At 68.3% G+C, this 22,322-nt stretch carries 17 protein-coding genes; 7 read left to right on the forward strand and 10 right to left on the reverse strand.

The features are described 5' to 3' along the window. Positions 1 to 337 precede the first annotated feature (337 nt). The 3 genes from OG622_RS27540 to OG622_RS27550 all read left to right on the forward strand — a co-directional run bounded on the left by OG622_RS27540 (position 338) and on the right by OG622_RS27550 (position 3,461). Positions 338 to 2,686 (forward strand): PQQ-binding-like beta-propeller repeat protein, encoded by a 2,349-nt coding sequence (locus OG622_RS27540; protein WP_371579301.1) that lies wholly within the window; start codon positions 338 to 340, stop codon positions 2,684 to 2,686. A gap of 89 nt (positions 2,687 to 2,775) precedes the next feature. Next, on the forward strand, positions 2,776 to 3,042 hold the full coding sequence (locus OG622_RS27545) for a type II toxin-antitoxin system VapB family antitoxin (RefSeq protein WP_371579302.1): 267 nt from the start codon (positions 2,776 to 2,778) through the stop codon (positions 3,040 to 3,042). Then, positions 3,042 to 3,461, forward strand: coding sequence for a PIN domain nuclease (locus OG622_RS27550; RefSeq protein WP_371579303.1), 420 nt, complete (start codon positions 3,042 to 3,044; stop codon positions 3,459 to 3,461). Before OG622_RS27545 ends, OG622_RS27550 begins: the two co-directional genes overlap by 1 nt. A 25-nt stretch (positions 3,462 to 3,486) precedes the next feature. Here the strand turns inward: OG622_RS27550 and OG622_RS27555 are convergent, their stop codons facing one another. Both OG622_RS27555 and OG622_RS27560 read right to left on the reverse strand, forming a co-directional pair. Next, positions 3,487 to 3,678 carry a hypothetical protein gene (locus tag OG622_RS27555; RefSeq protein ID WP_371579304.1) on the reverse strand — a complete coding sequence of 64 codons (192 nt, stop codon included), beginning with the start codon at positions 3,676 to 3,678 and terminating at the stop codon, positions 3,487 to 3,489. 223 nt (positions 3,679 to 3,901) lie between these two features. Then, positions 3,902 to 4,366, reverse strand: a complete 465-nt coding sequence (locus OG622_RS27560; protein ID WP_371579305.1) for an ATP-binding protein — start codon at positions 4,364 to 4,366, stop codon at positions 3,902 to 3,904. Between the two features lie 183 nt (positions 4,367 to 4,549). Between OG622_RS27560 and OG622_RS27565 the strand changes: the two genes are divergently transcribed. Further along, on the forward strand, positions 4,550 to 5,404 hold the full coding sequence (locus tag OG622_RS27565; protein WP_371579306.1) for a helix-turn-helix domain-containing protein: 855 nt from the start codon (positions 4,550 to 4,552) through the stop codon (positions 5,402 to 5,404). Next, positions 5,404 to 5,622 (forward strand): DUF397 domain-containing protein, encoded by a 219-nt coding sequence (locus OG622_RS27570; protein ID WP_371579307.1) that lies wholly within the window; start codon positions 5,404 to 5,406, stop codon positions 5,620 to 5,622. The genes OG622_RS27565 and OG622_RS27570 overlap by 1 nt, the downstream gene beginning before the upstream one ends. On the opposite strand, the gene OG622_RS27575 is transcribed toward OG622_RS27570, so the two are convergent. The 4 genes from OG622_RS27575 to OG622_RS27590 all read right to left on the reverse strand — a co-directional run bounded on the left by OG622_RS27575 (position 5,594) and on the right by OG622_RS27590 (position 18,380). Then, the gene (locus OG622_RS27575) at positions 5,594 to 6,208 is read right to left on the reverse strand and encodes a hypothetical protein (protein WP_371579308.1); all 615 of its coding nucleotides are present in this window, start codon (positions 6,206 to 6,208) and stop codon (positions 5,594 to 5,596) included. The two genes, OG622_RS27570 and OG622_RS27575, sit on opposite strands and share 29 nt — an antisense overlap. A gap of 211 nt (positions 6,209 to 6,419) precedes the next feature. Then, positions 6,420 to 6,866, reverse strand: a complete 447-nt coding sequence (locus OG622_RS27580; protein WP_371579309.1) for a hypothetical protein — start codon at positions 6,864 to 6,866, stop codon at positions 6,420 to 6,422. A 201-nt stretch (positions 6,867 to 7,067) separates the two neighbouring features. Next, the gene (locus OG622_RS27585) at positions 7,068 to 13,844 is read right to left on the reverse strand and encodes a polymorphic toxin-type HINT domain-containing protein (RefSeq protein ID WP_371579310.1); all 6,777 of its coding nucleotides are present in this window, start codon (positions 13,842 to 13,844) and stop codon (positions 7,068 to 7,070) included. 195 nt (positions 13,845 to 14,039) lie between these two features. Then, a complete protein-coding gene (locus tag OG622_RS27590; protein ID WP_371579311.1) occupies positions 14,040 to 18,380 on the reverse strand; it encodes a LamG-like jellyroll fold domain-containing protein in 4,341 nt (1,446 codons plus the stop codon). A 581-nt stretch (positions 18,381 to 18,961) separates the two neighbouring features. On the opposite strand from OG622_RS27590, the gene OG622_RS27595 reads away from it, so the two are divergent. Further along, a complete protein-coding gene (locus OG622_RS27595) occupies positions 18,962 to 20,263 on the forward strand; it encodes an acyltransferase family protein (protein ID WP_371579312.1) in 1,302 nt (433 codons plus the stop codon). On the opposite strand, the gene OG622_RS27600 is transcribed toward OG622_RS27595, so the two are convergent. Then, the gene (locus tag OG622_RS27600) at positions 20,253 to 20,528 is read right to left on the reverse strand and encodes an RICIN domain-containing protein (RefSeq protein WP_371579313.1); all 276 of its coding nucleotides are present in this window, start codon (positions 20,526 to 20,528) and stop codon (positions 20,253 to 20,255) included. The two genes, OG622_RS27595 and OG622_RS27600, sit on opposite strands and share 11 nt — an antisense overlap. 124 nt (positions 20,529 to 20,652) lie before the next feature. Further along, entirely contained in the window at positions 20,653 to 20,880 is a 228-nt protein-coding gene (locus OG622_RS27605) for a hypothetical protein (RefSeq protein ID WP_371579314.1), read from the reverse strand. On the opposite strand from OG622_RS27605, the gene OG622_RS27610 reads away from it, so the two are divergent. Then, positions 20,873 to 21,079 (forward strand): hypothetical protein, encoded by a 207-nt coding sequence (locus tag OG622_RS27610; RefSeq protein WP_371579315.1) that lies wholly within the window; start codon positions 20,873 to 20,875, stop codon positions 21,077 to 21,079. The two genes, OG622_RS27605 and OG622_RS27610, sit on opposite strands and share 8 nt — an antisense overlap. Positions 21,080 to 21,124: 45 nt before the next feature. Here the strand turns inward: OG622_RS27610 and OG622_RS27615 are convergent, their stop codons facing one another. Together OG622_RS27615 and OG622_RS27620 are read right to left on the reverse strand one after the other, a co-directional pair. Then, the gene (locus tag OG622_RS27615; protein ID WP_371579316.1) at positions 21,125 to 21,904 is read right to left on the reverse strand and encodes an enoyl-CoA hydratase/isomerase family protein; all 780 of its coding nucleotides are present in this window, start codon (positions 21,902 to 21,904) and stop codon (positions 21,125 to 21,127) included. Beyond that, complete coding sequence (locus OG622_RS27620; RefSeq protein ID WP_371579317.1) at positions 21,901 to 22,317, reverse strand: Zn-ribbon domain-containing OB-fold protein; 417 nt, start codon at positions 22,315 to 22,317, stop codon at positions 21,901 to 21,903. The genes OG622_RS27615 and OG622_RS27620 overlap by 4 nt, the downstream gene beginning before the upstream one ends. Positions 22,318 to 22,322 lie beyond the last annotated feature (5 nt).

Here is a 22,322-nt window from a genome sequence, read left to right on the forward strand (position 1 = left end):
GGGCAGCCGGCCGGTGGGAGGACGAGCGCTCGACCTGTTGCCCGCGCGGGCGCTCCGGGGGCGTGACCGGGCCGCCGAGCGGGCGGGCGTACGGGGTTGTGCGCCGGTGGTACGCGGCTCGCCGCGGTGTCCCACCATCCGGGCTCCCGCTTCCCGAGAGGCGGACAACATGGTTTTGTCCTGAGACACCCCGTTCCGCACCCGGGTTAGCAACCTGCCCCCGGTAGCAGGAAGAATCGGGGTGCGTGCCGCCATGGCGGTGCGGTGGTGAGACGCTGCACGGGGGTCGCGCGCACAACGTGGGTGACGCGGTCCGTACGGGGAGGTGGCAGGGCAAGTGGTGGATCAGCTGACACAGCACGATCCGCGGCGGATCGGCCCGTTCGAGGTGCTGGGACGGCTGGGTGCCGGCGGCATGGGGCTGGTCTATCTGGCGCGCTCGGCGTCGGGCCGGCGCGTGGCGATCAAGACGGTGCGGACGGAACTGGCGGAGGACCAGCTCTTCCGGGTCCGTTTCACGCGTGAGGTCGAGGCGGCCCGCGCGGTGTCCGGCTTCTACACGGCGGCGGTGGTCGATGCCGACCCCCGTGCCGCCGTGCCGTGGCTGGCGACCGCGTACGTCCCCGCGCCCTCCCTCGAGGAGATAGTGAACGACTGTGGGCCGATGCCGGTCGAGGCCGTTCGCTGGTTCGCCGCGGGCGTGGCCGAAGCCCTGCAGTCCATCCACGGTGCCGGACTCGTCCACCGTGACCTGAAGCCCTCCAACGTCCTCGTCGTCGAGGACGGGCCGCGCGTCATCGACTTCGGCATCGCGTCCGGCGTATCGAACACGCGTTTGACGATGACGAACGTCGCCGTCGGGACGCCCGCGTACATGTCGCCCGAGCAGGCGAAGGACTCGCGGAGCGTGACCGGCGCGAGCGACGTCTTCTCGCTCGGCTCGATGCTCGTGTTCGCCGCCACCGGGCACGCCCCGTTCCACGGGGCCAACCCCGTCGAGACCGTCTTCATGCTGCTGCGCGAGGGCCCCGATCTCTCCGGCCTCCCGGACGACCTGCGCCCCCTCATCGAGTCCTGTATGCAGATGGACCCGACCGCGCGCCCCAACCCCGCCGACCTCCAGGCCCAGCTCGCGCCCCACCTCTTCGGCTCCGGCTCGGACGACAGCGGTACGGCGTCGGCGTGGCTGCCCGAGAAGGCGGTGGCCATGATCGAGACCCGCCGCGGTGGTCGCCCGGCGCCCAAGCCCCAGCAGACCTCGGGCGGGCGCGGCGGCGGAGGAGCCCGCCCCGCCCCCGTACCGCCGCCCCCGCCCTCGTACGACCCCGCGCCCCTCTCCGTCGGCGCCCCCGACACCGGGCCGGTACGGCTCGCCGGCGGTCAGGTGCCCATCGGGCCCGGTCCGCGCGTCGCCGACGCCCGCGCGGCCGCCGTGAAGGCGCCCCCTCCCGAGGCGGGCCTCGCCGCGTCCTGGTCCCGGCCGCGCGCCGGCGTGAACGGCGCCGACCCCGCGCCCTCCGTGAGCGCCCCGCCCGCCGGCCCCGAGCCCACCGCCTCCGGCTGGCGCCCCTGGCGTTTCCGCATGTCGAACGACGTGTGGGGCACCCCGTCCGTCGCCGACGACCTCGTCTACGTCACCTCCTTCGAGGTGCACGCCCTGGACGTGGCCACCGGCCGGCGCCGCTTCAAGACCCGTGACGTGGCCTGGTCGATGGCGGTCGCGGACGGCCGTATCCACGCCTCCGACGGCCCCACCCTCTTCGCGCTCGACGCGCGCGAGGGCTCGGACCTGTGGCGGCTGTCGACGGACGCCTGGGTGTACTCCCTGCGGGCCGACCGGGGCACGGTGGTCACCGGGACCCGGGGCGGCGGCGTACAGGGCTGGGAGGCGTCCAACGGGCAGAAGCTCTGGGAGCTCACCGGCGCCCAGACCGACTTCGAGTCCCCCGAGGCCGGGCCGGTCGTGCAGGACGGCACGGTGTACGTCTGGAAGGACGCCCGGCTGCGCGCGCTGGATGCCCGTACGGGCGACGAGCGCTGGTCGTACCCCATCGGGGACGCGGCCTCCTGCGGTGGCGTCCCGGTACGGCTGACACCGGCCGCGGACGGCTATGTGTACGTCGCCGCCGGGAGCCGCGTCCTCGCCATCGACATCGCCGGCGGCCACGTCCGCTGGCACTTCGAGGCACCGGCCGTGTTCCTCTCCGCGCCCACGTTCGCACCGGGACCGGCGGTCACGGGCGGCGGCGTCTACCTCGCCGACTACCTCGGCACGGTCTACGCCCTCGACGCCACGGACGGCCGCGACCGCTGGAGGATCGCGACGGAGTCGCGCTCCTCACTGGAGCCGGTACTGGTGGCCGCGGGCCACGTCCACGTGGGAAGCGGCAAGGGGCTCTACACCCTCGACGCGGTCACGGGGACGCCGAAGTGGCGCTTCCAGGCGGGCGGCGAGATCGTCGGATCGCCGTCGGTCGCGGAGGGCCGTATCCACTTCGGCTCCACGGACCACCTCCTGTACACGCTGAAGGCGGATGACGGCCGACTCCGCTGGAAGCTCGCGACGGGCGGCGAGATCACCGGCTCACCCGTCGTCAAGGAGGGCGTCGTGTACGCCTGCAGCAAGGACCGGTGCGTGTACGCACTGGACGCGGAGAAGGGGACGGGGACGGCGCGGACGTCGTAGGGGCGCCCACCGAAACGATATCTGATACACCAGGATGGTGATATCGTTTTCTGAGTATTGAGTGTGGGTGCCCGTGAAAGGACTGTCCCTTGGCCAGAACCGTCATCGACCTCGATGAAGACATGGTGGCCGAGGCCATGCGCATCTTCGGGACCAGAACGAAGGCCAAAGCCGTCCGTCTCGCGATGGAGGACGCCGTCAAGAGGCATCTGCGGCAGGAAGGCTTCGACGCCATAGAGGCCGGTGAGTTCGACTTCAGTGAGATCGTCGAGAGCACCGGGCCCCGTAACGCGGACGGCTCCCTCAAGCGTGGCGGTGGCCGCGACGGCGACAGTGGCGGAGGCCGGGCCGCCTGATGCAGGACCGCTACCTGATCGACAAGTCGGCCCTTGCCCGCTGGGCGAAGCCGAGTGTCCGGGAGGTGCTCAGGCCGCTGCACGAGCGCTACCTCCTCGCGGTGTGTCAGCCCACCGAGTTCGAGATGGTCCACTCCGCACGGGACAGCGCGGAAGCGACCCGGATCAGCACCTGGCTGCACGCCTTCGACTACCTTCAAACGGACGACGACACCTTCACCCGCGCGCTTGAGATCCAGCGTCACGCGCTCAACGCCGGGTTCCATCGCGCTCTGTCCCTGCCTGACCTGCTGATCGCCGCCACGGCGGAACTGAACCGGCGAACGGTCCTGCACTACGACGGAGACTTCGACATGATCGCCTCCCTCACCGGTCAGCCCACGGAATGGGTTGTTCCGCCCGGCGACGCCGACCGATGAGCGTGCCGGTCTTCTGATACGTGGTTCAGCGACGAAGGCGTGCGGCGCGCGCGACCCGGCGGTGCTGGTCGCCCAGCCGGGCCGAGCCGTAGCAGTGGCGTGCCGGGGTGTGACGGCAGTCGTGGCAGACGAGGACATGGTCGAGCCACGCGTGGAACGTGGCCCTGACCGGGTCCGGATCACGCGGCTGCGCCCCTGCCTCTTCGCTCATGTCCATCTCGGCCGCTCCTGCCCCAAGTAGGCCGTCACGTACGGCCGTACGAGGTCCCGCTCCGCCTGCTCCGGGTGCTCGGTGCGTACGTTCACGTGTGTACGCGGTGGTTCCCAGCATGGTTCGCGGGGGAGGAGGGGCAACCACCGGCCGTACGTGACCCTGTGCCGTTCCGAGCGGGCCGCCCAGCGTCGCCACCGGGCGCGTTCGGGGCTGAGCGGCGGAAGCGTCACCTGTTGCACCGCGACTCCTCGGGCGACAGAACGAAGTACGCCCACACGCACTTGGTGAACGGCCGTACGTCATGGCCCCACCGCTCCGAGAGCGCGCGCACCAGGGTCAGCCCGCGCCCACCGTCGCCCTCCGGATCGTTGGGGTCGTTGGGGTCGCTTTCCGTATGCGGCACCGGAAGCCGCCCCCGGTCAGGGTCCGACACCTCCAACAGCAGCCCACAGCCCCGGATCGACACGGCCACCTCGATTTCGGCGAGGGTCACCCGGCAGTGCCGTACGGCGTTGCTGACGAGTTCGGTCGCCACGGTGGCGATGTCATCGGCGAGTTCGCCGTCGACGGCCCAGTCCTTCAGGATGCGCCGCACGTTGGCACGGGCTTCGGGGACGTGTCGTCTGCACTTGGGGATACGGAAGGAGTCGCGGCGTGGGTGGGTGCGGCGGCGGGTGCTGAGTGCGGGCATGGCGAAGGGACCCCCTGACACGTAGTCAAGTCACGCGCTGTAGCGGCGTGCACACATTGAGGCTATTGCATATATGGAGCTTTTCTCAATCGAAACTAGCTACATATATAGAGATCGATGTGAGGTGTTGACTGCCTCTACAGTGGTGTTCGCCATGAACAGGGGAGGAAAGGTGGGCGCCTGATGGCGGGACGGTCGACCGTGCGCAGCAGGCGACTTGGGGCCACGCTGAAGAAGTACCGGCTGGCCGCCAAGCTCGACCAGCCGCATGTCGCTGAGGTGATCGCGAACCATCAGGCTCGGGTCAGCCGCATCGAGAGTGGGCTCGTCATCGCTCGCCCGATCGAGATCCGTGTGATGTTGGACGCGTACGGGGTCGACGATCCCGAAGTGCGCGTCAGGCTGGAGAAGTTGGCCAAGGATGCCAATCGGCGCGGCTGGTGGCAGGAGTACGCCGAGCACCTGCGATCGGACTACATGGATCACATCGCGTTGGAGGAAGACGCCACCTACATCTGGAACTGGCATCCAAGCGTTGTCCCTGGACTCCTGCAAACTGCCTCGTATACGGAGGCGGTGATCAGGACGGGCCCTTTGGAGGTCGCCCCTGGACGTGTGGACCTCTTGGTGCAGGTGCGCATGAGGCGACAGGCCAGGGTCGCCGAGGGCGGAGCCTCGTGCGACTACATCATCTGGGAGCCGGTGGTCACCCATCCCTTGTCGAGTATGCAGGTCCACCGGGAGCAGCTGTCCGCGCTTCTGGAAGCGGGGCAGAGGGAGAACGTGACGGTGCGAGTCCTGCCGTTCAGTAAGGGGCCGCTTGCGGCGACCTCCCCGTTCGCCTCCTTCGGGTTCGGTCCCGAACCGACCACCGAGGCGGTAACGCTGGAGCAACTGCGCAGTACATTGGTCGTGGACGAGCCGGACGAGGTTGATGTCTATGGTCATACATTTGACCTGCTGCGTTCAGAGTCCATGGCACCCGAGGAGTCTGCTCGGTTCATTCGGAACGCGCTGCGGAGTAGTGAGGAAGACTGATGACGCCCGAGGCTGCAGGCCCTTACCGGAAGTCGTCCTACTCGATCCAAGAGGGCAACTGCGTCGAAGTCGCCGTCACAACCACCGGCGCCCGAGCCATCCGCGACAGCAAGAACCCTCACGGCCCTCTCCTCCACCTCACCCCCGACGGGTGGCGGGCGTTCCTGGACGGGGCCAAGGGCGGAGCGTTCAGGCAAGGTCCTCCGAGAAGCGGCTGATCGCCGTGGACAGGGCTGTGTCCACGACCTGGTGCACGTCCTCCCAGCGGGTCTCCGCTTCGTCCGTGTAGATCAGCGTCACGTTGTCGGGAACGTGTGGGTGCTCGAACACGCGGTACAGCGGAGTGGGCGGCCCGTTCTCCGCGTCGGAGGAGAGAACCTCGGCGAACACCGTCAGCGCGAGTACGCCGGTTTCGCCGCGACCCACCTTCTGGATGGTGGTGATGAAGCGCAGCAGGTTTCCGCGCAGCCTCAGGTAGAGGCGAACCCACCAGGAGCCTTCGCCGAGGTTGGCGTAGAAGTCGGCCAGTCGCGCCGCATGAACCAGTTGGCCGTGCCAGTACTTCGCTTTCGGGCTGGGCGGGGCCGCGTTGTCCACGCTCGCGAATGCGGTGGGGTCGAACTCCCGGAAAGCTTCCTGTACTTGGTGTGCGGTGTTCTCCATGAAGCGGGTCAGGCGGGTATGGAGGTCTCCGGCGAGTTCGGTCGCCTTCTGTGCCTTCAGTGCCTGGTTCTCCACCTCGCGAGCCTTCAGGCGGGAGGCGTAGGCGCGGGCCACCGCGACGGCGCCGGCTGATTCCGGCACGGGAGTGAGCGGCGCCTGCCGTCAACTACTGCCGTCACCCTTCACGCAACCCCCGCTAGGACGCATCCGGCGGGGGTTCGAGTTTGCTAATGCCATTCACCGCGAGGGCTGCGGGATTGAGTATCACTCACCCAGCAACCAACGTGCGAGTGGCGCAACCTCAGATGGTTCAGAATTGATCACATTCGACCTTTCGAGACAAAACCATGAACTACGTCGATCCGGATGTGAAGGTGACAATGGGGCCATCTTCGGAATCGATAACCCGAACATCGAAACTCCGGTGTGGAAATTCGGCAGAAAGCGCAGCGCCCCACGTTTTTGCAACACATGCGGCAAAGAAATCCTGCGCCCGCCAGTCCTCTTCGACATCATCCGAATCGACAATCTGCCAGACGCGTAGCTGATTCAGTGTCGCCTCAATTTTTCGAATGTCACCAGAGAGGCTCTCGCGCCAGGATTTAAAATTTGACTCTTCGTATGCACGATCCCACAACACGCACCCGTCCACTTCGATAAAACGCGGCCAGAAGATCCGGGAGAATGCCACCATCATTCCTAGATCGCCATGGCCTTTCACGTAATCTAGGTAATCAACTCCCCCTCCCCATTCCTCCACCCAGGACTTAATTCTGGGGTAATCCATCGGGTCATTCACGGATGGCTCCTCGCGTCACTTGCGTAGAGGGGTGAGTCATTCGAGTCACCCAGAGAGATAGTGGCAAATCCATAGAGATTCAGAAATTCGGAGACCTCAGGCGCCCGCCATATCATTGCGAGCGCCTGAGGTGGTGTCCTTCTGCCACTATTCAATTACTTCTGAACGGCTTGCATGTCAGCCATCCATATTTGGCTCGGCCTACCGGCAGCCGCATAGCTTTTCCTCGGGGCGTAGGGGCCGCGGCATCTTCTCCCAGTTGCGAAAAACCTGGCCCGTTTTTGGATTGACATGCTTGGCCATATCGAGAATGTGTGGGGCCGGTATTCCGGCGTGCGGGGCTGAGGCAGGATCGAGGTCTGCGCGCTGGGAAATTGCGCCTTCTTCATCATATCGCGCATACGCAGTAACCGTCCCATCCTCTTTCTGACGGTAAAGCGTTTCCCCAGGGTTGGCAGTCTTGGGAAAGCGTCCGCTTACGTGCCGCGCACCCGCGAGGCTCAATCCGCCTGTATTGCAGTTGTGAACGAGTACCGGAGTCTCCCCCGCCAGCACATAGTACGTGTGGAGGTCAGCCACGGTGAGGTTGTGCACGGTGGCCTGCTGGGTCCAGCGGTGGATCGCCGTGATGCCGACCAGGGACCCGGTGGATGTGCGGAGCCGTTCGCCGACGGTCAGCTCGGTGGCGTCGATCCAGGCGCCCAGTGTCGGGACCCAGAACGGGTGTGCCTCCGTCGCGGTGACCGTGGCGGTCTGCTTCTTGCCGTTGATCACGACGGACAGGGTGATCCTGACCAAGTTCTTCCGGCCCTCGCCGGTGATCTCGGCGGTGACCGTCTTGACCTCGGTGCGGCCGGTCTCGGGGTCCGTGGCGAGGATTTTGTCGCCAGTCTTGACGTCCTCGATGGACTTGGTGCTGCCGTCGGCCATCAGGACCTTGGTGCCGGGGACGAAGCTGTGGCAGGGCCTCGAGCCCATGGCACCGCCCAGGAGGGCCAGCGCGACTGTGGCGCCGACCTCCTTGATGACGTTGCCCCGTGCGACGGCCGCGGCCTTCTCGTCACATTCGTCCGAGTTGCGGACGCAGTAGGTCGCCGCGATCTCCTTGGCCTTCTCGACGTCCGTGCCGCCGTGCAGCACGTACCTGTAGGCCGCTCGGCATCCCGCACGCCCGTAGCAGGCGGTGCCTTCCTGGCCCTTTTGGGAGTTCTCGTAGACCGGGTTGTACCAGAAGTCGTCCGTGAACTCCCCGTTCATCCTGGGAGACCAGTAGTCGTCCGCCAGCTTGTCGATGTCGTTCGTGACCGGGGTGTTCGCCGATACCCAGTACCTCTTGTAGATATTGCCGCGGCGGTAGTCGGTCGTACCCGACTTCGCGTCGTAGCCGACTTCCTTCTGGGTCTTCTTGCTGCAGTTCGCGAGGGAGTACTGGCAGGAGTTGGGCCGGGAGCCGATCTCCGTGCCCGCCGGGTCGGAGTGGGTCAGCGGGTTGTTGTTGGCGTAGGCGTAGCCGTGCATCTGCTGCGGGTCGGTGGCCGTGAAGACCGGGTCGACTGACAGGAAGCGGCCGATCGTCGGGTCGTACTCGCGCGCGCCGAGGTGCGTGAGGCCGCTGGCGGTGTCGGTGGTGCCGCCGACGAAGCCCTTGGTGCCGGGCCAGTTGTTCGGCTCGGTGCCGCGCAGCTCGCCGAACGGCAGGGTGCGGCGCTGGGCCAGGGCCTGGGTGGTGGCGTTGACGGACAGCTGGGCCGTGCCATGGTGGTCGGCCAGCGTGAAGGAGATGGTCCCGTCGTTGGACTGAACGGCCATGTGGCCGCCGCCCACGTCGAAGTAGCGGGTGCCCTTGGCCGCCGTGGCGCCCTTCGCCAGGGTGATCTCCGTGGCGCCGAGGTACAGCGTCGTCTCGGTCGGGGTCCGGCCGATCAGACGGTTGCCCTCCGCGTCGTACAGATACTCGCTGACCTTGTCGCTGCCGCCCTCCACAGGCTCGGTGACCTTGGCCAGATGCCCCTCGGCGTCCCAGTCCAGCGTCTGGGAAGTGCCGTTGGCCAGCAGACGAGTGTGGGTGTTGCCCGTCTCGTCATAACCGAAGGTGTCGGTGGACTTCACCGTGCCTTCGGTGTTGTCCACCGAGGTCACCGCGTGCGGCCGAACGGCACCCGCGTCCGGGTAGTGGTAGCTCCGCTTGGTGTCGGAGGCACCGGACGCGGTGGCGTGCTTGGTCTCGGTGAGCCGGTTGCCGACCTTGTCGTAGGTGTAGGAGGTCCAGTACGGGGCGGGGCCACCCACCGAACCCGTGCTGGGAGTGGCGACGCAGCCGGTGGTCGACTGGGCCCAGGCCTCCGTCATCCGCCCGAGGTGGTCGTAAGTGAAGCACTGGTTGTCGGTGCCGGAGCGGGAGGTGTCGGAGACGGACAGGACGTTGCCCGCCTCGTCGTACGAGTAGGTGTTGTGCTGGTCGACACCCGCGATGTCCTGGCGGTCCACCCGTGAGGCGGCCAGCCGCTGGGTGCCCCACTGGTAGGTGTTGGTCTCGTACGTGGCCTTTCCGCCGTTCGCGGCCATGGAGTACTGCAGCGGTTTGCCGGTGAGGCTGTAGCTGGTGCTCGCGGTCAGGTTCAGCGGACCACTGACCCCGACGGGCCGCAGCGTGCCGTTCTCGTAGGTGTAGGTGACGGTGTTGGCGGCCAGATCACCGGCCTTGGGGTAGCCGACGCCCTGCACCGTGCCCGACGCGTTGTAGCTGGTCGTCGACAGATAGGTGCCGGCCAGCGCGCCCTCGCTCGACGGGATCGTCATCGAGGTGCGCAGCGGCCGGTAGAGCCGGTCGTAGGCGACGACGCTCGACTTGTACTCCTGGCCGCCGCTGAAGCGGGAGCTGGACGCCAGCTGCCCCTTGGCGCCGCTGATCGTGTCGTAGACCCACTTGGCGCGCAGCGTCCCGGACGACGAGTTCTCCCGCGTCTCGGTCTTGCGGCCCAGACCGTCGTAGACGTAGGCGAGGACGCCGCGGCCGTCCTTGCTGCTGGTCATCCGGGACCGGTCGTCGTACTCGTGGTGACCGGCGCCCTTGTCCGGGTCGGTGGTGTCGGTGAGCCGGCCCATCAGGTCGTACGTCCACGTCCAGGCGTTGCCCGCCGGGTCGGTGACCTTGGTCATCTCACCGCGCGCCGAGTAGCCGTACGACGTGGTGTCGTAGTCGGCGTCCGCGGCACGGGAGTGCAGCAGGCGCAGTTCGGTGGTGCGGCCGCGTGCGTCGGTGACGGTGGTCTGTGCCGTGCCGCCCACGGGCGGGATGACCGTGGTGCGGTCGCCGCCGTAGATGGTCTTCGTGACGCTGAGGACGGCTCCGCCGTCTCCGTTGCCGGCGATCTGCCGCAGTTCGGTCACCCGGCCCAGGCCGTCATGGGTGTACCGGTTCTGGGTCTCCACGCTCAGCGCGTCGTCGGGTTTGAAGAGTGTGGTCGATGGCGCCGCGGTGATGTAGTAGGAAGCGAACTCCTTGGTGGTCAGGCCGCGTTCGTCGTAGAAGGTGTCCGCCAGCAGCGTTCCGCCAGCCGGGCCGGGGGCCTGCGTCTGGCGGGGCCGCAGGAAGCCGTCGTAGAAGGCGTACGTGGTGTCCTGCGCACCCGAGTTGCCTATGGTCTTGGTGGCAACCACGACCGGCTTGCCGTCGGTGATGGTGTAGGTGAACTCGTGGCTGGGGGTCTGGCCCGTGGTCCGGTCCGGCTGCCACACCTTGGTGGCGCGGCCCAGTGCGTCGTACGTGTAGGTGGTGACCTTCTGGTTGGTATCGGTCTCCGTGAGCGGCAGCCCGCGCAGAGCCTCGTAGGTGGTGGTCGAGGTCTGGGTGGTGGTGCTGTCCCCGGCCGTGGCGGGCGGGGTGGTCACCGTGCTGCTCGTCGCGAAGCCCGTGGCCGGGGTGTACGCGGTGGTGGTGGTCCGGCCGTCGGATCGGGCGGTCCTGGTCAGGGCACCCGCGGAGGTGACCGTGACGTCGGCGGTCAGGTCGGTGGTGGTCAGGGCCCGGCCGTAGCCGTCGAAGGTGGAGCTGGACTCCAGGTAGACCGCGCTGGAGCCGCTGTACGTCTTGAGCTTCGCGGTCCTGGTGGCCTCGCCCTTGGTGGCGGCGACGCCGTACGCCCCGCCGTCGTAGGCGGTGCGGACGTCGGACATGACGTCGGCCGGTCGGCTGGTGGGGGCGTCGCACGCCTTGGCGACCGTCTCGACCCGCGCCGGGAGGCCCACGGGGACACTGCCGGAGACATAGGTGGTGCGGGTGCACTGGTTGTCGTCCGCGGTCGTCGTGTCGCCCAGGTCCTCGCTCTGGATCACCAGTCCGGTGGCGGGGTCGTGGGTGTCCGATCCTGAGGTGGTCCGCCACTTGGCGCCCGCACCGTCGTCCAGCGACGTCCATGACTTGCCGGAGGCGGTGCCAGTGAAGTTGGCGGTGACGGTGCCCCAGTCACGGACCTTCTTCGCGGTCTCCTTGTACCAGGGGCGGCTCACCGTCTTGTCGAGGACCTTGCCGCCGGGACCGGAGTAGGTGACGGTCTTGTACGCGAACCCGGCCTGCGACTCGTGGTCGGTGATCGGGTCGCCCTCGCCGTCGCCCAGGGTGACGCTCACGGACTTGGTGCCGCCGGAGGTGTCCTTGCGGTCGCCGTCCATGCCACGCAGGAAGTACGAGTCGCTCTGCGTCTTCATGGCCGAGGCGCCGCCCTGACCACCGGTCCGGACCCGGACGTGCCCGTAACCGCGCCACTGCGACCAGGTCCGGGACTTCTTCTTGGTCATCCCGTCGTCATCGTCGTAGTGCCAGGCCGCGCCGTCCAGGTAGTCGTACATGGTGACCTGGTCGGGCGAGCCGCCTGTGCGGTCGGTCGAGGTGACCGAGTCGACCACGTACTTGTTGAACCACTGCAGGTCCGGGTCGTCGGTCGAACTGCCGCCGATGTACTGCGGGAAGCAGCGGGTGGTGTTGGTCTGCGGGGTCGGCAGCGCGTCGAAGTCGCAGACCGGCGCCGAGTAGCCGACGTCGATCTGACCGCCCGAGTCGTCGGCGACGGTCGACAGCCGGGACTTGATGTACGGGGCGTAGCCGTCGCCGGTCTTGTCGAGCCGGTTGGCGAGCTGGGTGTAGGCGAGGGTGGTCTTCGGCAGCGTGATCGAAGCCGTTCCGTCATGCCCGGTGCGCTGGATCGAGTCGAGCAGCAGCTGGTAGTCGGTGTCGGCCATACCCCAGCGGTGCGTGAGCTTCCAGCTGTCGATGTCGCTGTACGCGCCGGACACCAGGACCTGGGTGGTGACTCCGGTCAGCCGCTTGCGGGTGAAGAACGCCGGGGAGTACCGGCCCTCGTCACAGTCGGTTCCCGCCTCGCAGTTCAGGTCCCACGGGGTGTCGTACCAGTACGCGGAGTCCGTGGAGATGGACGAGCACGTGGTCGAACTGTCGGCGATGCACCGCTCGCTGTTGCTGAGGTCGACCTTGGCCTGCGCCTTCGCCGAGTACATGGCGGAGGACTTCAGCCCGTACTCGACGCGGTCCAGCGTCCCGCCGCGTACGTACGGGGTGTCGTCGGCGGCGGTCACGTTGCGGCCGTAGGAGTTGGTCTCCTTGTCGTAGTAGTACGCGACCGCGTTGCCGCGCCGGTCCACGACGTAGTCCAGGTTCCAGCGCCAGCCCTGCTGGCACCAGGACGCCGCGAACGTCGAGGCGTTGCACGGCTCGTCGGCGTTGTTGCCGAAGACCGGCACCGTCCACGTCGAGTCCGTGGTCTCGTTGCCGCTCGCCCAGCCGGGCAGCCGGTTGTAGCCGAAGTAGTACCGCGTGCCGTCGGGGGTGGTCACCCGCCAGTACTCGTCGTTGCGCGCCCCGTTGGACCGCACGTTGTCGCTGGAGCCGTAGATCCGGTCGATCTTCGTGCCGTCGTCGTTCCGCAGCTTCCAGGAGTTGGTGCCGTTCGGCACCAACTCGCCGCCGGAGCCGTTCAGCGACAGGGTGGCGTTGTCGTACGCCCAGCACAGATCGCCCGGCTTCTTCCCGTCGGCGTTGGTCGCCCCGTCCTCCTCGCAGCCCTTGTAGCTGCGCTCGATGAAGCCGGGCGCCAGCTCGAAGCCGTCACCGACCCATGACGCCTGGTTGTTGGTGTTGCCCGTCCGGCCGTCGACACCGCCGGAGGAGTAGGACAGTCCGACCTGCGGAGTCAGGCCGCCGGGCACCTGCGGCACCGCCATGTCGTACGACCAGGCGAACGAGCCGCTGCTCAGGTCCGTGCTCCAAGTCGACGAGGCCGACAGGGACGTGGCCTTGTAGTCACCCTTGTCGCCGCTCGCCGACGTGGTAGCCGCCAGCACGGTCGCCGTGCCGGCGCTGAGGGCGACCGACTTGGTGGTGAGCCTCTGCTTGCCGGTGTCGTTGACGGTCTCCACTGGCTGCGTCGTGCGGCACTTCGCCTTTTGGGGTGTTGTGAGCGCGCAAGCGGGGAGTCGGACGAAGGTCAGGCGGGAGGCGTAGCCGCCGCCGTAGAGGCCGGCGAAGGAGGAGTAGTCGAGTCCGGCGCGCACTTTTCCGGCACGCTGCTTGGTTTTTTGACGGGGTGTCAGGGTGAAGACGGGGCCGTCGACGCCGGTCTTGCGGGCGGCCTTTTTGGACAGGGTGCGCACGGTGTAGGTGCCGTCGGCCGCGTCGGCGGTCTTCTTGACGCGGGTGTCCAGGGTGAGGGGCGTGCCCTTGACCCGGGTGGTGTCCTTGTCCAGGGTGACGGTTGCGGCGGTCGCCTTGGGCCAGCTGGTGGCCGGGGCCTTGGCGGGGGTGCGGGGGCCCTTCGTGATCGTGCGGGCCACCGCCTTGCCCGCCGGGCCGCCGGTGACCGGGTCCTCGGCCTGTGGCAGGGCCGGCTTGCGCCAGGCCTGGGCGACGGCGGGCACGCCTGAGGCCTGTAGCAGTGTGCCGGTCAGCACGGCGGCCGAGGCCATGGCCACCCACCGCCATGGCCGGCCTGTTCCTGTGCGTGGTCTGCGCTTCAGTGATCTGCGATACATACGAGTCGGTCTTTCTCCCGTTGAGTGCTCCGCGGGCGGCGGGCCCCGCATGTGCGGAGTGAGGCAGTGAGCAGGGGAGCGGGCAGGTCGCGTTGAGGCGGCCGGCCCGCTCCCCCCTGACTGGACCGGTCAGCCGCCGCTGGGGACGGCGGTCTCCACGCCCGGCATGCCGACGGCGAGGTGATCGATCTGGGTCTCGGTCAGCGCGCCCTGGAAGACCCAGACGTCGGAGAGCGAGCCGGGGAAGTACTGGCCGGACGTGGTGCCCGTCGTGTCCCGGCCGAGCTGCAGCGTCTTCGCGGCCTTGTAGGTCAGCACGTCGTCGGCCCACGAGACGGTGTCGGCGCAGCTCGCGTCGTCCTGCGCCCCGTCCTCGTCGGCGTCGGCGCAGGCGGTCTCCTGGAGTTCGCCGTTGACGTAGAGGCGGACCTCCTTGGAGAACCCGTCGTAGACGAGTGCCAGATGGTTCCAGTCGGTGGGGCTGTAGAACATGCCGTTGCCGACGTCGGAAACGGCGGCGGAGTCGCTGTCGGAGTCGGCCGTGGCGATCCGCCAGCGGCCCGGATCGGTGGCCGGGGTGGCGCTGGGCTCGTAGCGCACCGCGAACGCGCTCTTCTTGGCTCCCGGAGCGCTGACGACGGTGACCGGGCTCGTCGGTGTCGCGGCCGCCTGGACGTAGGCGCTGACGGTGAAGCTGGCGGCGGTGTCGACCGGGACCACGGAGGCCGCGGCGTAGTCGTTGGTGCCGTCGAGGGTGACGGCACCGTCGACCCAGCCCGAGCCCGTCTGGGCGCCGTTGTAGAGGGTCATGGCGTTACCGGAGGCCGAGGCGTCGGGCGACAGCGACGGAGTGCCGGTGGCCGTCTCGAACTTCCAGCGGCCCTTGACCACCGCGCGCTGCTTGAACAGCTGCTGCACCTCACCGGCGGACACCGGCCGGTCGAAGAGCCGTACGTCGTCGATCTGGCCGGGGAAGAACGAGGTGGGCGTACGTTCGAACGCGCTGGCGCCGATCTGCACCGCGCCCCCGGCGTACCAGGTGGAGGTCGTGGCGGTGGTGCCGGCCAGCGTCCCGTTGACGTACAGCGAGAGCTTGTCGGCCACGGTGTCCTGCACACCGACCAGATGCGTCCACTCACCGCCGTACGCGGTGGTGCCCTCGGGTTGCATTGCCCTCACCACCGAGGAGTCGGCGGTGTCGGCGCTGTGCTGGTTGAACACCCAGCGGTCGTAGGAACTGGAGTAGTAGAGCTCCGGCCCCGTGACCGTGCTGCCGATCTGCGAGGCGACCGTGGCGGCGTGGTTCGGTTTGGTCTTCGACAGCTTCACCCAGGCCGAGACGGCGTAGCTGTACGAGGTGTTGATGTGCGGGCCGCTCGTGATGGCGTAGTCGTCGGTGCCGTCCAGGGTCAGGGCGTTGCCGTCCACCCCTGCCGCGCCGGTGGTGGCCCCGCCCTTGAGGACCGCGGGGTTCACGTCGGCCCGGCCGGTCAGCGCGGTGGCGTCGGCGGCGTCGTCCATGTGGAAGACCGCGCGGGCCGGACGTCCGGCGCCGATCGAGTCTGAGCTGTAGAGGGTCGACACCTCGGCCGCCGACAGCGGCTTCTCGTAGGTCTTCACCTCGTCGATGGCGCCGGGGAACGGAGCTGTCGGTGTGCCGCTGAGGACGTTGCCGCCGATCACCATGCCGCGCCGCGCGTTCCACCCCGTGCTGTAGGCGGTGGTCCCGGCCAGCGTGCCGTTGACGAAGAGTTTCAGCTGCTGCTCACCGGCGGCATACATGCCGACCAGATGCGTCCACTCGCCGGCCTTGACCCCGCCGGCGGCGGCCTGCATGGCCCGGACGGGAGTGCCGCTGGTGCTGTCGGAGCTGTACTGGTTGAACACCCAGCGGTCGTACCCCTTGGAGTAGTACAGCTCGAAGCCCGGCGCGTTGTTGCCCCGCTGGGCGGCGACGACCGCCGCGTCGGACGGCATCGCCGACAGCTTCACCCACGCCGACACCGTGAAGCTCACGTCGGTGTTGATGGTGGCGACATCGGTGGTGGCGTAGTCGTCGACACCGTCGAACTGCACCGCTTTGCCGATCTTGCCTTCCACGTCCGGCGTCGGGCCGCCGTGCAGGGTCGCGGTCTGCTGAGGTGCGCTGCCCGCCGCCTGGGTGGCGCCGGCCGCCTCGTCCATCGACCAGCCCGCGCGTTCGAGCTGCCCCGCCTTGACGCGGAACTGATAGGCGCGGATCTCGGAGCCGTTGCCGGCGGCGTCGAAGGACCGCGCGGTGAAGGTGTTCAGGCCCGGCTTGAGCGGCAGTACGGGGACGGTCCTGGCCGCGCCGCCCGAGGTGGTGACCGTGTTGGCGGAGACCGGGTCGCCGTTGACGCCGTACCAGTACTTCGTCACGTCGGAGACGGCCCCGGTGATCACGAAGCTGCCGTACTGGCCCACTCCGTCGTGCCAGGGGTCCTCGGGGTCTTCCGGGTCGGAGGCCGGATAGATGGCGGAGGAGATGCTCGGTGCCTTCGGCACGCTCGTGTCGTACACGAAGTAACAGCCGGTCGCGTTGCCCGTGGACGACCACGGCGAGTACTGGGCCCCGTCGTAGGACTGGACGTACCAGTTGACCGTCTTGTTGGTGGGGATGGAGGACGGCAGGGTGATCACGAAGTCAGAGCCGGAGTCCTTCGCCTTCGTCAGACCGGACTTCCAGCGGGTGACCGAGCCCTTGCCGTCCCCGGTGTCCCAGTTCGCCCGGAACTCCACCTTGACGGCGTCGCCGTCGGGGTCGGTGATGTCGTTCGCGCGGATCGTGCCCAGGGTGCGTACGCGCGGGGCGTTCTCGGGCTTCTTGCACGAACCGCCGTACTCCATGACCAGCTGCGACATCTTCACCTGCGGCGGCGGCCGGTTGTACTCCACGCGCAGGAAGGCGTCGTCCGAGAACCGTTTCCAGCCGTAGGCGTCGGACTCGCTCGCCGCCTTCATGCCGAAGGTCATCGTCGGCCACTTCTTGTCCGCCGCCAGTTGTATCGCGGACTTCACGTTGAACTCCGCGTCCTTCGCGGCACATCCGGTGAATCCGTAGGCGAAGGACGCCGTCTTGAGGTGGTCGATCCAGAAGCCGGACGCGTTCTGCGAGTTCCACGTCGTCGACGAGGAGATGTCCTTGGTACGCCACAGCTCCACGCTCCGGTCGGAGCAGGACGCCGACCAGGTGTTACGGACCACGAACTCCGCCTCCAGCACGGTCCGGCCCGCGAACTTCGAGGTCGGGATGCGGTAGAAGAGCCGCTTGGTGTCGTGCGGCGCGCAGTAGGCCCAGTTGCAGTACCCGAGGCCCGCGTCCGACTCGCCGTTGAACTTCCACTGCGGCGACGACGCCCAGTACTCGGAGGCCATCGTCCACGCGGAGGCCTTCGGGGAGTAGAACTGAGGGTCGATGAAGACGGGGTACACCGTGTCCTTGCCCCGGAGCACGTCGCGGTCGGGCGTCAGCACCAGCGCGTCCTGCGCGGCGGGGACGTCCACACCGACCGGGGCCACGTTCGCGGACTCGGCGGCGACGGCCTCCGGGTTGTCCCCGCCGTCGTCGGCCGCGGTGACGGCGGTCGTCGTGGCGGACGCGGTGGTGGAGCGCGGTGCGGAGACCGAGGACGCCTTCGAGGCAACCCTGTCGGAGGACTGTGTCGCGGATTGTTCCGCGGCGTCGGGCGCCTTGTCGCTGGAGTCCCACATCACCGGGCGAGGGGCCTCGAAGACCGCGCTTTTGGCGCCGTCGTCGATCGCCGCCAGGCCGCCGTCCTCGGTCTCCTTGACCGTCATGCCGTCGGCGTCCAACTCCAGACGGAGTTCGTTCAGTTCCGTGCTCTTCGCGGCCTCGGCCGACTTGACGACCAGAAGCTGGGTGAAGCCGTCCTGCTGCGCCGTCATCCGCAGGTCCACGTCGGGCAGCACGTCCGGGTAGGTGACGGTGTTCCCGCTCAGCTCCGGGGCGGGCAGCTTCTCGGGCCAGGACAACGCCAGTTCGCGGCCGTTCTTCGTCATCCGCACCAGCGGGTCCGAGCCCCCGCCCGAGAACGTCAGCCCGACGGTGGTGGCCTTGGGTGCGACCGACCCGTTCGCGCCGCGCGCCAGCGTGGTGTCGATCTCCCGCCACTCGCCGTCCACCCGCGTCCGCACCGGACGCAGATGCTCCCGGGCCTCCAGGTGACCCTCCGGCGTGGCGTACACCTCGCTGCTCTCACCGCGCAGCGAGGTGATCTCCACCAGTTTGCCCGTGCGCTCGGCCTTGGCCAGCGCCCTGGTGTCCTCGCCGGCTTCACCTTCTCCGGTCTCAACGGCCGACCCGCCCGTTTCGGCGGTCCCAGCGGCCTTGGTGGCGTCAACTGCCGAGGTGCCGACACCCCCGTCGGTCGCGGCCGTGGCGCCCTCGGATGTGCTCGCCGCCAGCATCAGCGCTGCGGAAAGCACCATGCTGGCTCTGCGGAGCCGACGTCTTCCCCCGTGCGTATTCATATGTATGGTCCCCGCCAAGCGGTGTTGAGCTATGACTGAATATGGGCGATCAAACGATCAGGTCGCAACATACGAGCATCACAGACTCTTAACCAGAGACTCACATCTGGACAAAATCTATGAGTAACCTAAATCAAGTGAAGGTGCGGTGTGAAACGCTTCACATTTGTTCGGTGAATTGTCCGTGCTTTGACGCTTCTCGCCCCATCCGGAACCCACCCCGCCGTCGCTCAGCGAACAACTTCTGCTGCCCTTACCCGAGTTGACTGCCCAACGACATGAGGTGTTGGGCATACGCGAGGGCGGGCGCCGGCGCCGCTTCTCGGGTGGCCCGGCAGGGGCGTACCGTGCCCTGGACGGCTTTCGGTGGGCGCCCGGCGATCACCTCGGCACATCGCACCGCGCGGAGGTGGGGCCCGCCGGGTTCCGTCCCCCTCCGGCATGAGCGCCACCCCGTACCCCGGCGCGCCGGTATCCGCTCGGGGGTGCCCAGCGGAGTCGAGCTGAACACAGGAGAAGAACAGCACGTGAGAACGGGTATGAAGCCCTCACACTCCGCGTCGCCCCGGTCGGCCTCGTCCGGCGCGTCGCGGCTCGGCTGGCTGGACGCGTTGCGCGGCATCGCGGCGCTCGTCGTGGTGTTCGACCACTCGTCGTACTCCTTCATGGCGGAGTTCCGACGGGAGCTGATGCCGGAGTTCAACACCAGCCGTTACGGCATCATGGTGTTCTTCCTGGTCAGCGGCTACATCATTCCCGCGTCGCTGGAACGCCGGGGCTGTGTGAGGACGTTCTGGACCGGCCGTCTTTTCCGTATCTATCCGCTGTGCGCGGCCGTCGTCACCGGTCTGCTCGTGGCCGACTACTTCGGCGTGGCGGAGATCCGGGACTTCGGCGGGCAGAGCCTCGCCTCGGTGGCTCTGGCCCATCTCACCCTGTTCCAGGAGCTGTTGGGCACTCCCAATCTCCTGCTCGTCCTGTGGACGCTCTCGTACGAGATGGCCTTCTACCTGCTGGTCGTCGCCCTTTTCACGGTTCGTCTGCACCGGCGGTCCGGCGCGGTCGCCGTCACGCTGGCGGCGCTCGCCGCGCTGAGCGTGGCGGTGGGGTTCGTGCTGCCGGCGTCGGCGCTGTCCAACGCCCTGGGCACCGGCCGGCTGATCGCGCTCGCCTCGGTCGTGATGGTCGTCGCCATCTGCTGTGCGTGCACGGGGTCGGTTGCGCTGCAGGTGTTCGGGGGTGTGCTGGGCGGGGTTCTCGCGCTGGGGCTGGTCGCCTTCAACGGCACGGTCCCGGTGTGGGAGGGCCTGGTGATTCTCGCCGTGATGTTCCTGGGTACGGCGGTGTACCGGGCCGACACCGGTCAGAGCGGCTGGTCGTACGCGGGGTGCGCGGCGGCCGTGGTGGTCGCCTGCGCGGTGGGCAGTGCGTATGTCGACGGCGACGGGGGCCACTTCACGCGGCGCGCCTGGATCGTGTCCTTCCTGCTGGCGGTGGTCACCTTCGGCGTCGGGCTGGCGTTGCGCGGGCGGCGGATCCCGCGTCTGCTGACGGGCCTGGGCACGATCAGTTACTCGGTCTACCTCGTGCATCCGCTGCTCCTGGCGGTGAGCGACGGCACGATCGGCCGTCGGCGCCACGACGACCTCGTCCTCGAAGTGGCTTTCTACGTTGTGCTGTTGCCGGTGTGCGTGCTGACGTACCACTGCATCGAGGCGCCTGCCCAGAGATGGGGCCGACGCCTGACCCGTCGTGGCGCCCCGGACCGGTCGGTGTCCGGGGCATCGTCGGCGGAGCTGTCGAAAGCGTCGGAGCGAGCGGGGCGGTCGGCTAGCGGGTGATCAACGACCAGCCCTGATTGGTCGAGCCGTCGCAGGCGAACTGGGCGGACACCGCCCCGTTGGCGGTGCTCGCGCCCGAAATCCCCAGGCACAGGCCGCTCTTGCGGTTCTTCAGCTCGCAGACGCTGTCCGGGCGGCCGCGTACCGGGTGATGGCGGAACAGCTGGTCGTGGACCCGTCCACCGGCGAGCTGCTCACGGTGCCGGAGAACGCCCGGCGCTGAGCGCGGGTGATCCGGCGGACACCCTCTCTCCGGTCGGGACATCCGGGCCGCCGCGGGGTGACTATGGTGTGGGCATGCGCATGCAAATACGGGGGCGTGGACTGAAGTTCGCGTCGATGACAGCGGTAGTCGTGCTCGCTCTGACCGGGTTCTCCACGGGGCGTGGTCACGGTGGCACCAGTTCCAGTGGCGGCAGCAGTGACGGCGGGGGCGGGGGTGGTGGTTGCAGCTCCTCGTCCCAGGACCACGACAACTCGTCCTCGTCCTCGGGCGGCAGCTCGTCCGGGGGTACCAACGGCACCGGGTCGGGCAAGAGGCAGTTGAAGCCGGCGACCGTGCGGTTGGTGAAGTGCGCGACGGTGAAGAAGCCGTATGCGACCGTCGAAGTGACCAACCCGAATTCGAGGGACGCCACGTTCTGGGTCGACGTCTCGTTCAAGGACAAGGACGGGGCCACGCTCAAGGACGAGACCTGGAAGGTCGACGTGCTCGCCGACGACAAGGTGACCGTCGACATCGAGTTGGCGAAGAAGAGCTTGGCGTCGTCGGTCGACCGCTGCGTGGCGGAACCGGAGGCCGAGCCGTTCCGTTGAGTCGGCTGAGTCGGCTGAGTCGGCTGTGTCAGGTGGGGCGAGGGCTCATCGCATCCGGTAGCCACCGGGTCGGCGCCCCGTGAACAGCTCCGCCTGCCGTTCCCCAGGCAGGTTGCCCAACGAGACGAGGTGCGGGGCGTACGCGAGGGCGTGCGCCCGTGCCGCCTCCCGGGCGGCCCAGCAGGCGCGGACCGTGCCCTGGACGGCCTCCGGCGGATACCCGGCGATCACCTCGGCGCACCGCACCGCGGCGGCGACGGCCTCGCCGGGTTCCGTCACCTCCGACACCAGCCCCACCTCGTACGCCCGGTTCGCCGACATTCGCTCGGCGGTGCCCATCAACGCCATCCGCGCGGCCTCCCCGTACGGCATCCGCTGGGCCATGAGGATCGACTCGAAGGCGCTGACCATGCCGTAGGTGGTGTGGGGGTCGAAGAAGGTCGCGGAGGAGTCGGCGACGAGGAAGTCGGACTCGCCGAGGAGGTAGAAGGCGCCGCCGCAGGCCATGCCGTTCACCGCCGCGATCACCGGCTTCCAGAGGTCGTTGGACTTCGGGCCGATCCTGAGGAGGGGGTCCTCGATCGTGTACGGGGAGTTCGGCTGGGGGACGGCCTTCGCCGCGTCCCGGTCGAGGCCCGTGCAGAAGGCGCGGTCGCCGGCGCCGGTCAGGACGACGGCCCGTACGGTGTCGTCGTATCTCAACTCCCGCCAAAGCAAGGTCAGTTGCTCCGCCGTCGGCAGGTCGATCGCGTTCAGTTTCTCCGGGCGGTCCAGGGTGAGGAGCGCGACGCCCGTGTCCTTGTCCGTCGTCGTGCGCAGGGTCATGGTCGCTCCAGTACCCATTGGGGGAGGCCGGCGGCGGTGAAGACCACCTGGACCCGGGCGCCGATGCGGAGGCGTCCGACGGGGACGGAGTCGAGGCGGGCGCCCGGCTCGGTCACCAGGTTGCCGACGAGGCGGATGCGGGGGGCGTCGGTCAGTTCGACGAGGACGACGTTGTACGGGGCCTGCTCGGCGTAGTCGGGGAGCAGGGGCGGGTGGGGGAGGACATACGACCAGACGCGGCCCCGGCCGCTGACCTGGCGCCACTCGGTCGCGAAGGAGCGGCAGTGCGGGCAGCAGGGGCGGGGCGGGAAGCGGAGTTCGCCGCAGTCGGCGCAGGCCTGGATGCGCAGTTCGCCTTGGGCGGCGTACCCCCAGAAAGGGGCGCCGTCGTCGTCCACGACAGGGGTGAGCATGCGAG

This window comes from Streptomyces sp. NBC_01314 (genome assembly GCF_041435215.1).
In the GTDB taxonomy this organism is placed as follows: Bacteria; Actinomycetota; Actinomycetes; order Streptomycetales; family Streptomycetaceae; genus Streptomyces.

What these genes read in the sequence shown, in the direction of transcription:
- OG622_RS27570 (WP_371579307.1), top strand. Translation starts at nt 5,404, where the DNA reads ATGACGCCCGAGGCTGCAGGCCCTTACCGGAAGTCGTCCTACTCGATC.
- OG622_RS27565 (WP_371579306.1), top strand. Translation starts at nt 4,550, where the DNA reads ATGGCGGGACGGTCGACCGTGCGCAGCAGGCGACTTGGGGCCACGCTG.
- OG622_RS27585 (WP_371579310.1), bottom strand. Translation starts at nt 13,844, where the DNA reads ATGGCCTCGGCCGCCGTGCTGACCGGCACACTGCTACAGGCCTCAGGC.
- OG622_RS27550 (WP_371579303.1), top strand. Translation starts at nt 3,042, where the DNA reads ATGCAGGACCGCTACCTGATCGACAAGTCGGCCCTTGCCCGCTGGGCG.
- OG622_RS27560 (WP_371579305.1), bottom strand. Translation starts at nt 4,366, where the DNA reads ATGCCCGCACTCAGCACCCGCCGCCGCACCCACCCACGCCGCGACTCC.
- OG622_RS27620 (WP_371579317.1), bottom strand. Translation starts at nt 22,317, where the DNA reads ATGCTCACCCCTGTCGTGGACGACGACGGCGCCCCTTTCTGGGGGTAC.
- OG622_RS27600 (WP_371579313.1), bottom strand. Translation starts at nt 20,528, where the DNA reads ATGTCCCGACCGGAGAGAGGGTGTCCGCCGGATCACCCGCGCTCAGCG.
- OG622_RS27595 (WP_371579312.1), top strand. Translation starts at nt 18,962, where the DNA reads ATGAAGCCCTCACACTCCGCGTCGCCCCGGTCGGCCTCGTCCGGCGCG.
- OG622_RS27555 (WP_371579304.1), bottom strand. Translation starts at nt 3,678, where the DNA reads ATGGACATGAGCGAAGAGGCAGGGGCGCAGCCGCGTGATCCGGACCCG.
- OG622_RS27615 (WP_371579316.1), bottom strand. Translation starts at nt 21,904, where the DNA reads ATGACCCTGCGCACGACGACGGACAAGGACACGGGCGTCGCGCTCCTC.
- OG622_RS27590 (WP_371579311.1), bottom strand. Translation starts at nt 18,380, where the DNA reads ATGGTGCTTTCCGCAGCGCTGATGCTGGCGGCGAGCACATCCGAGGGC.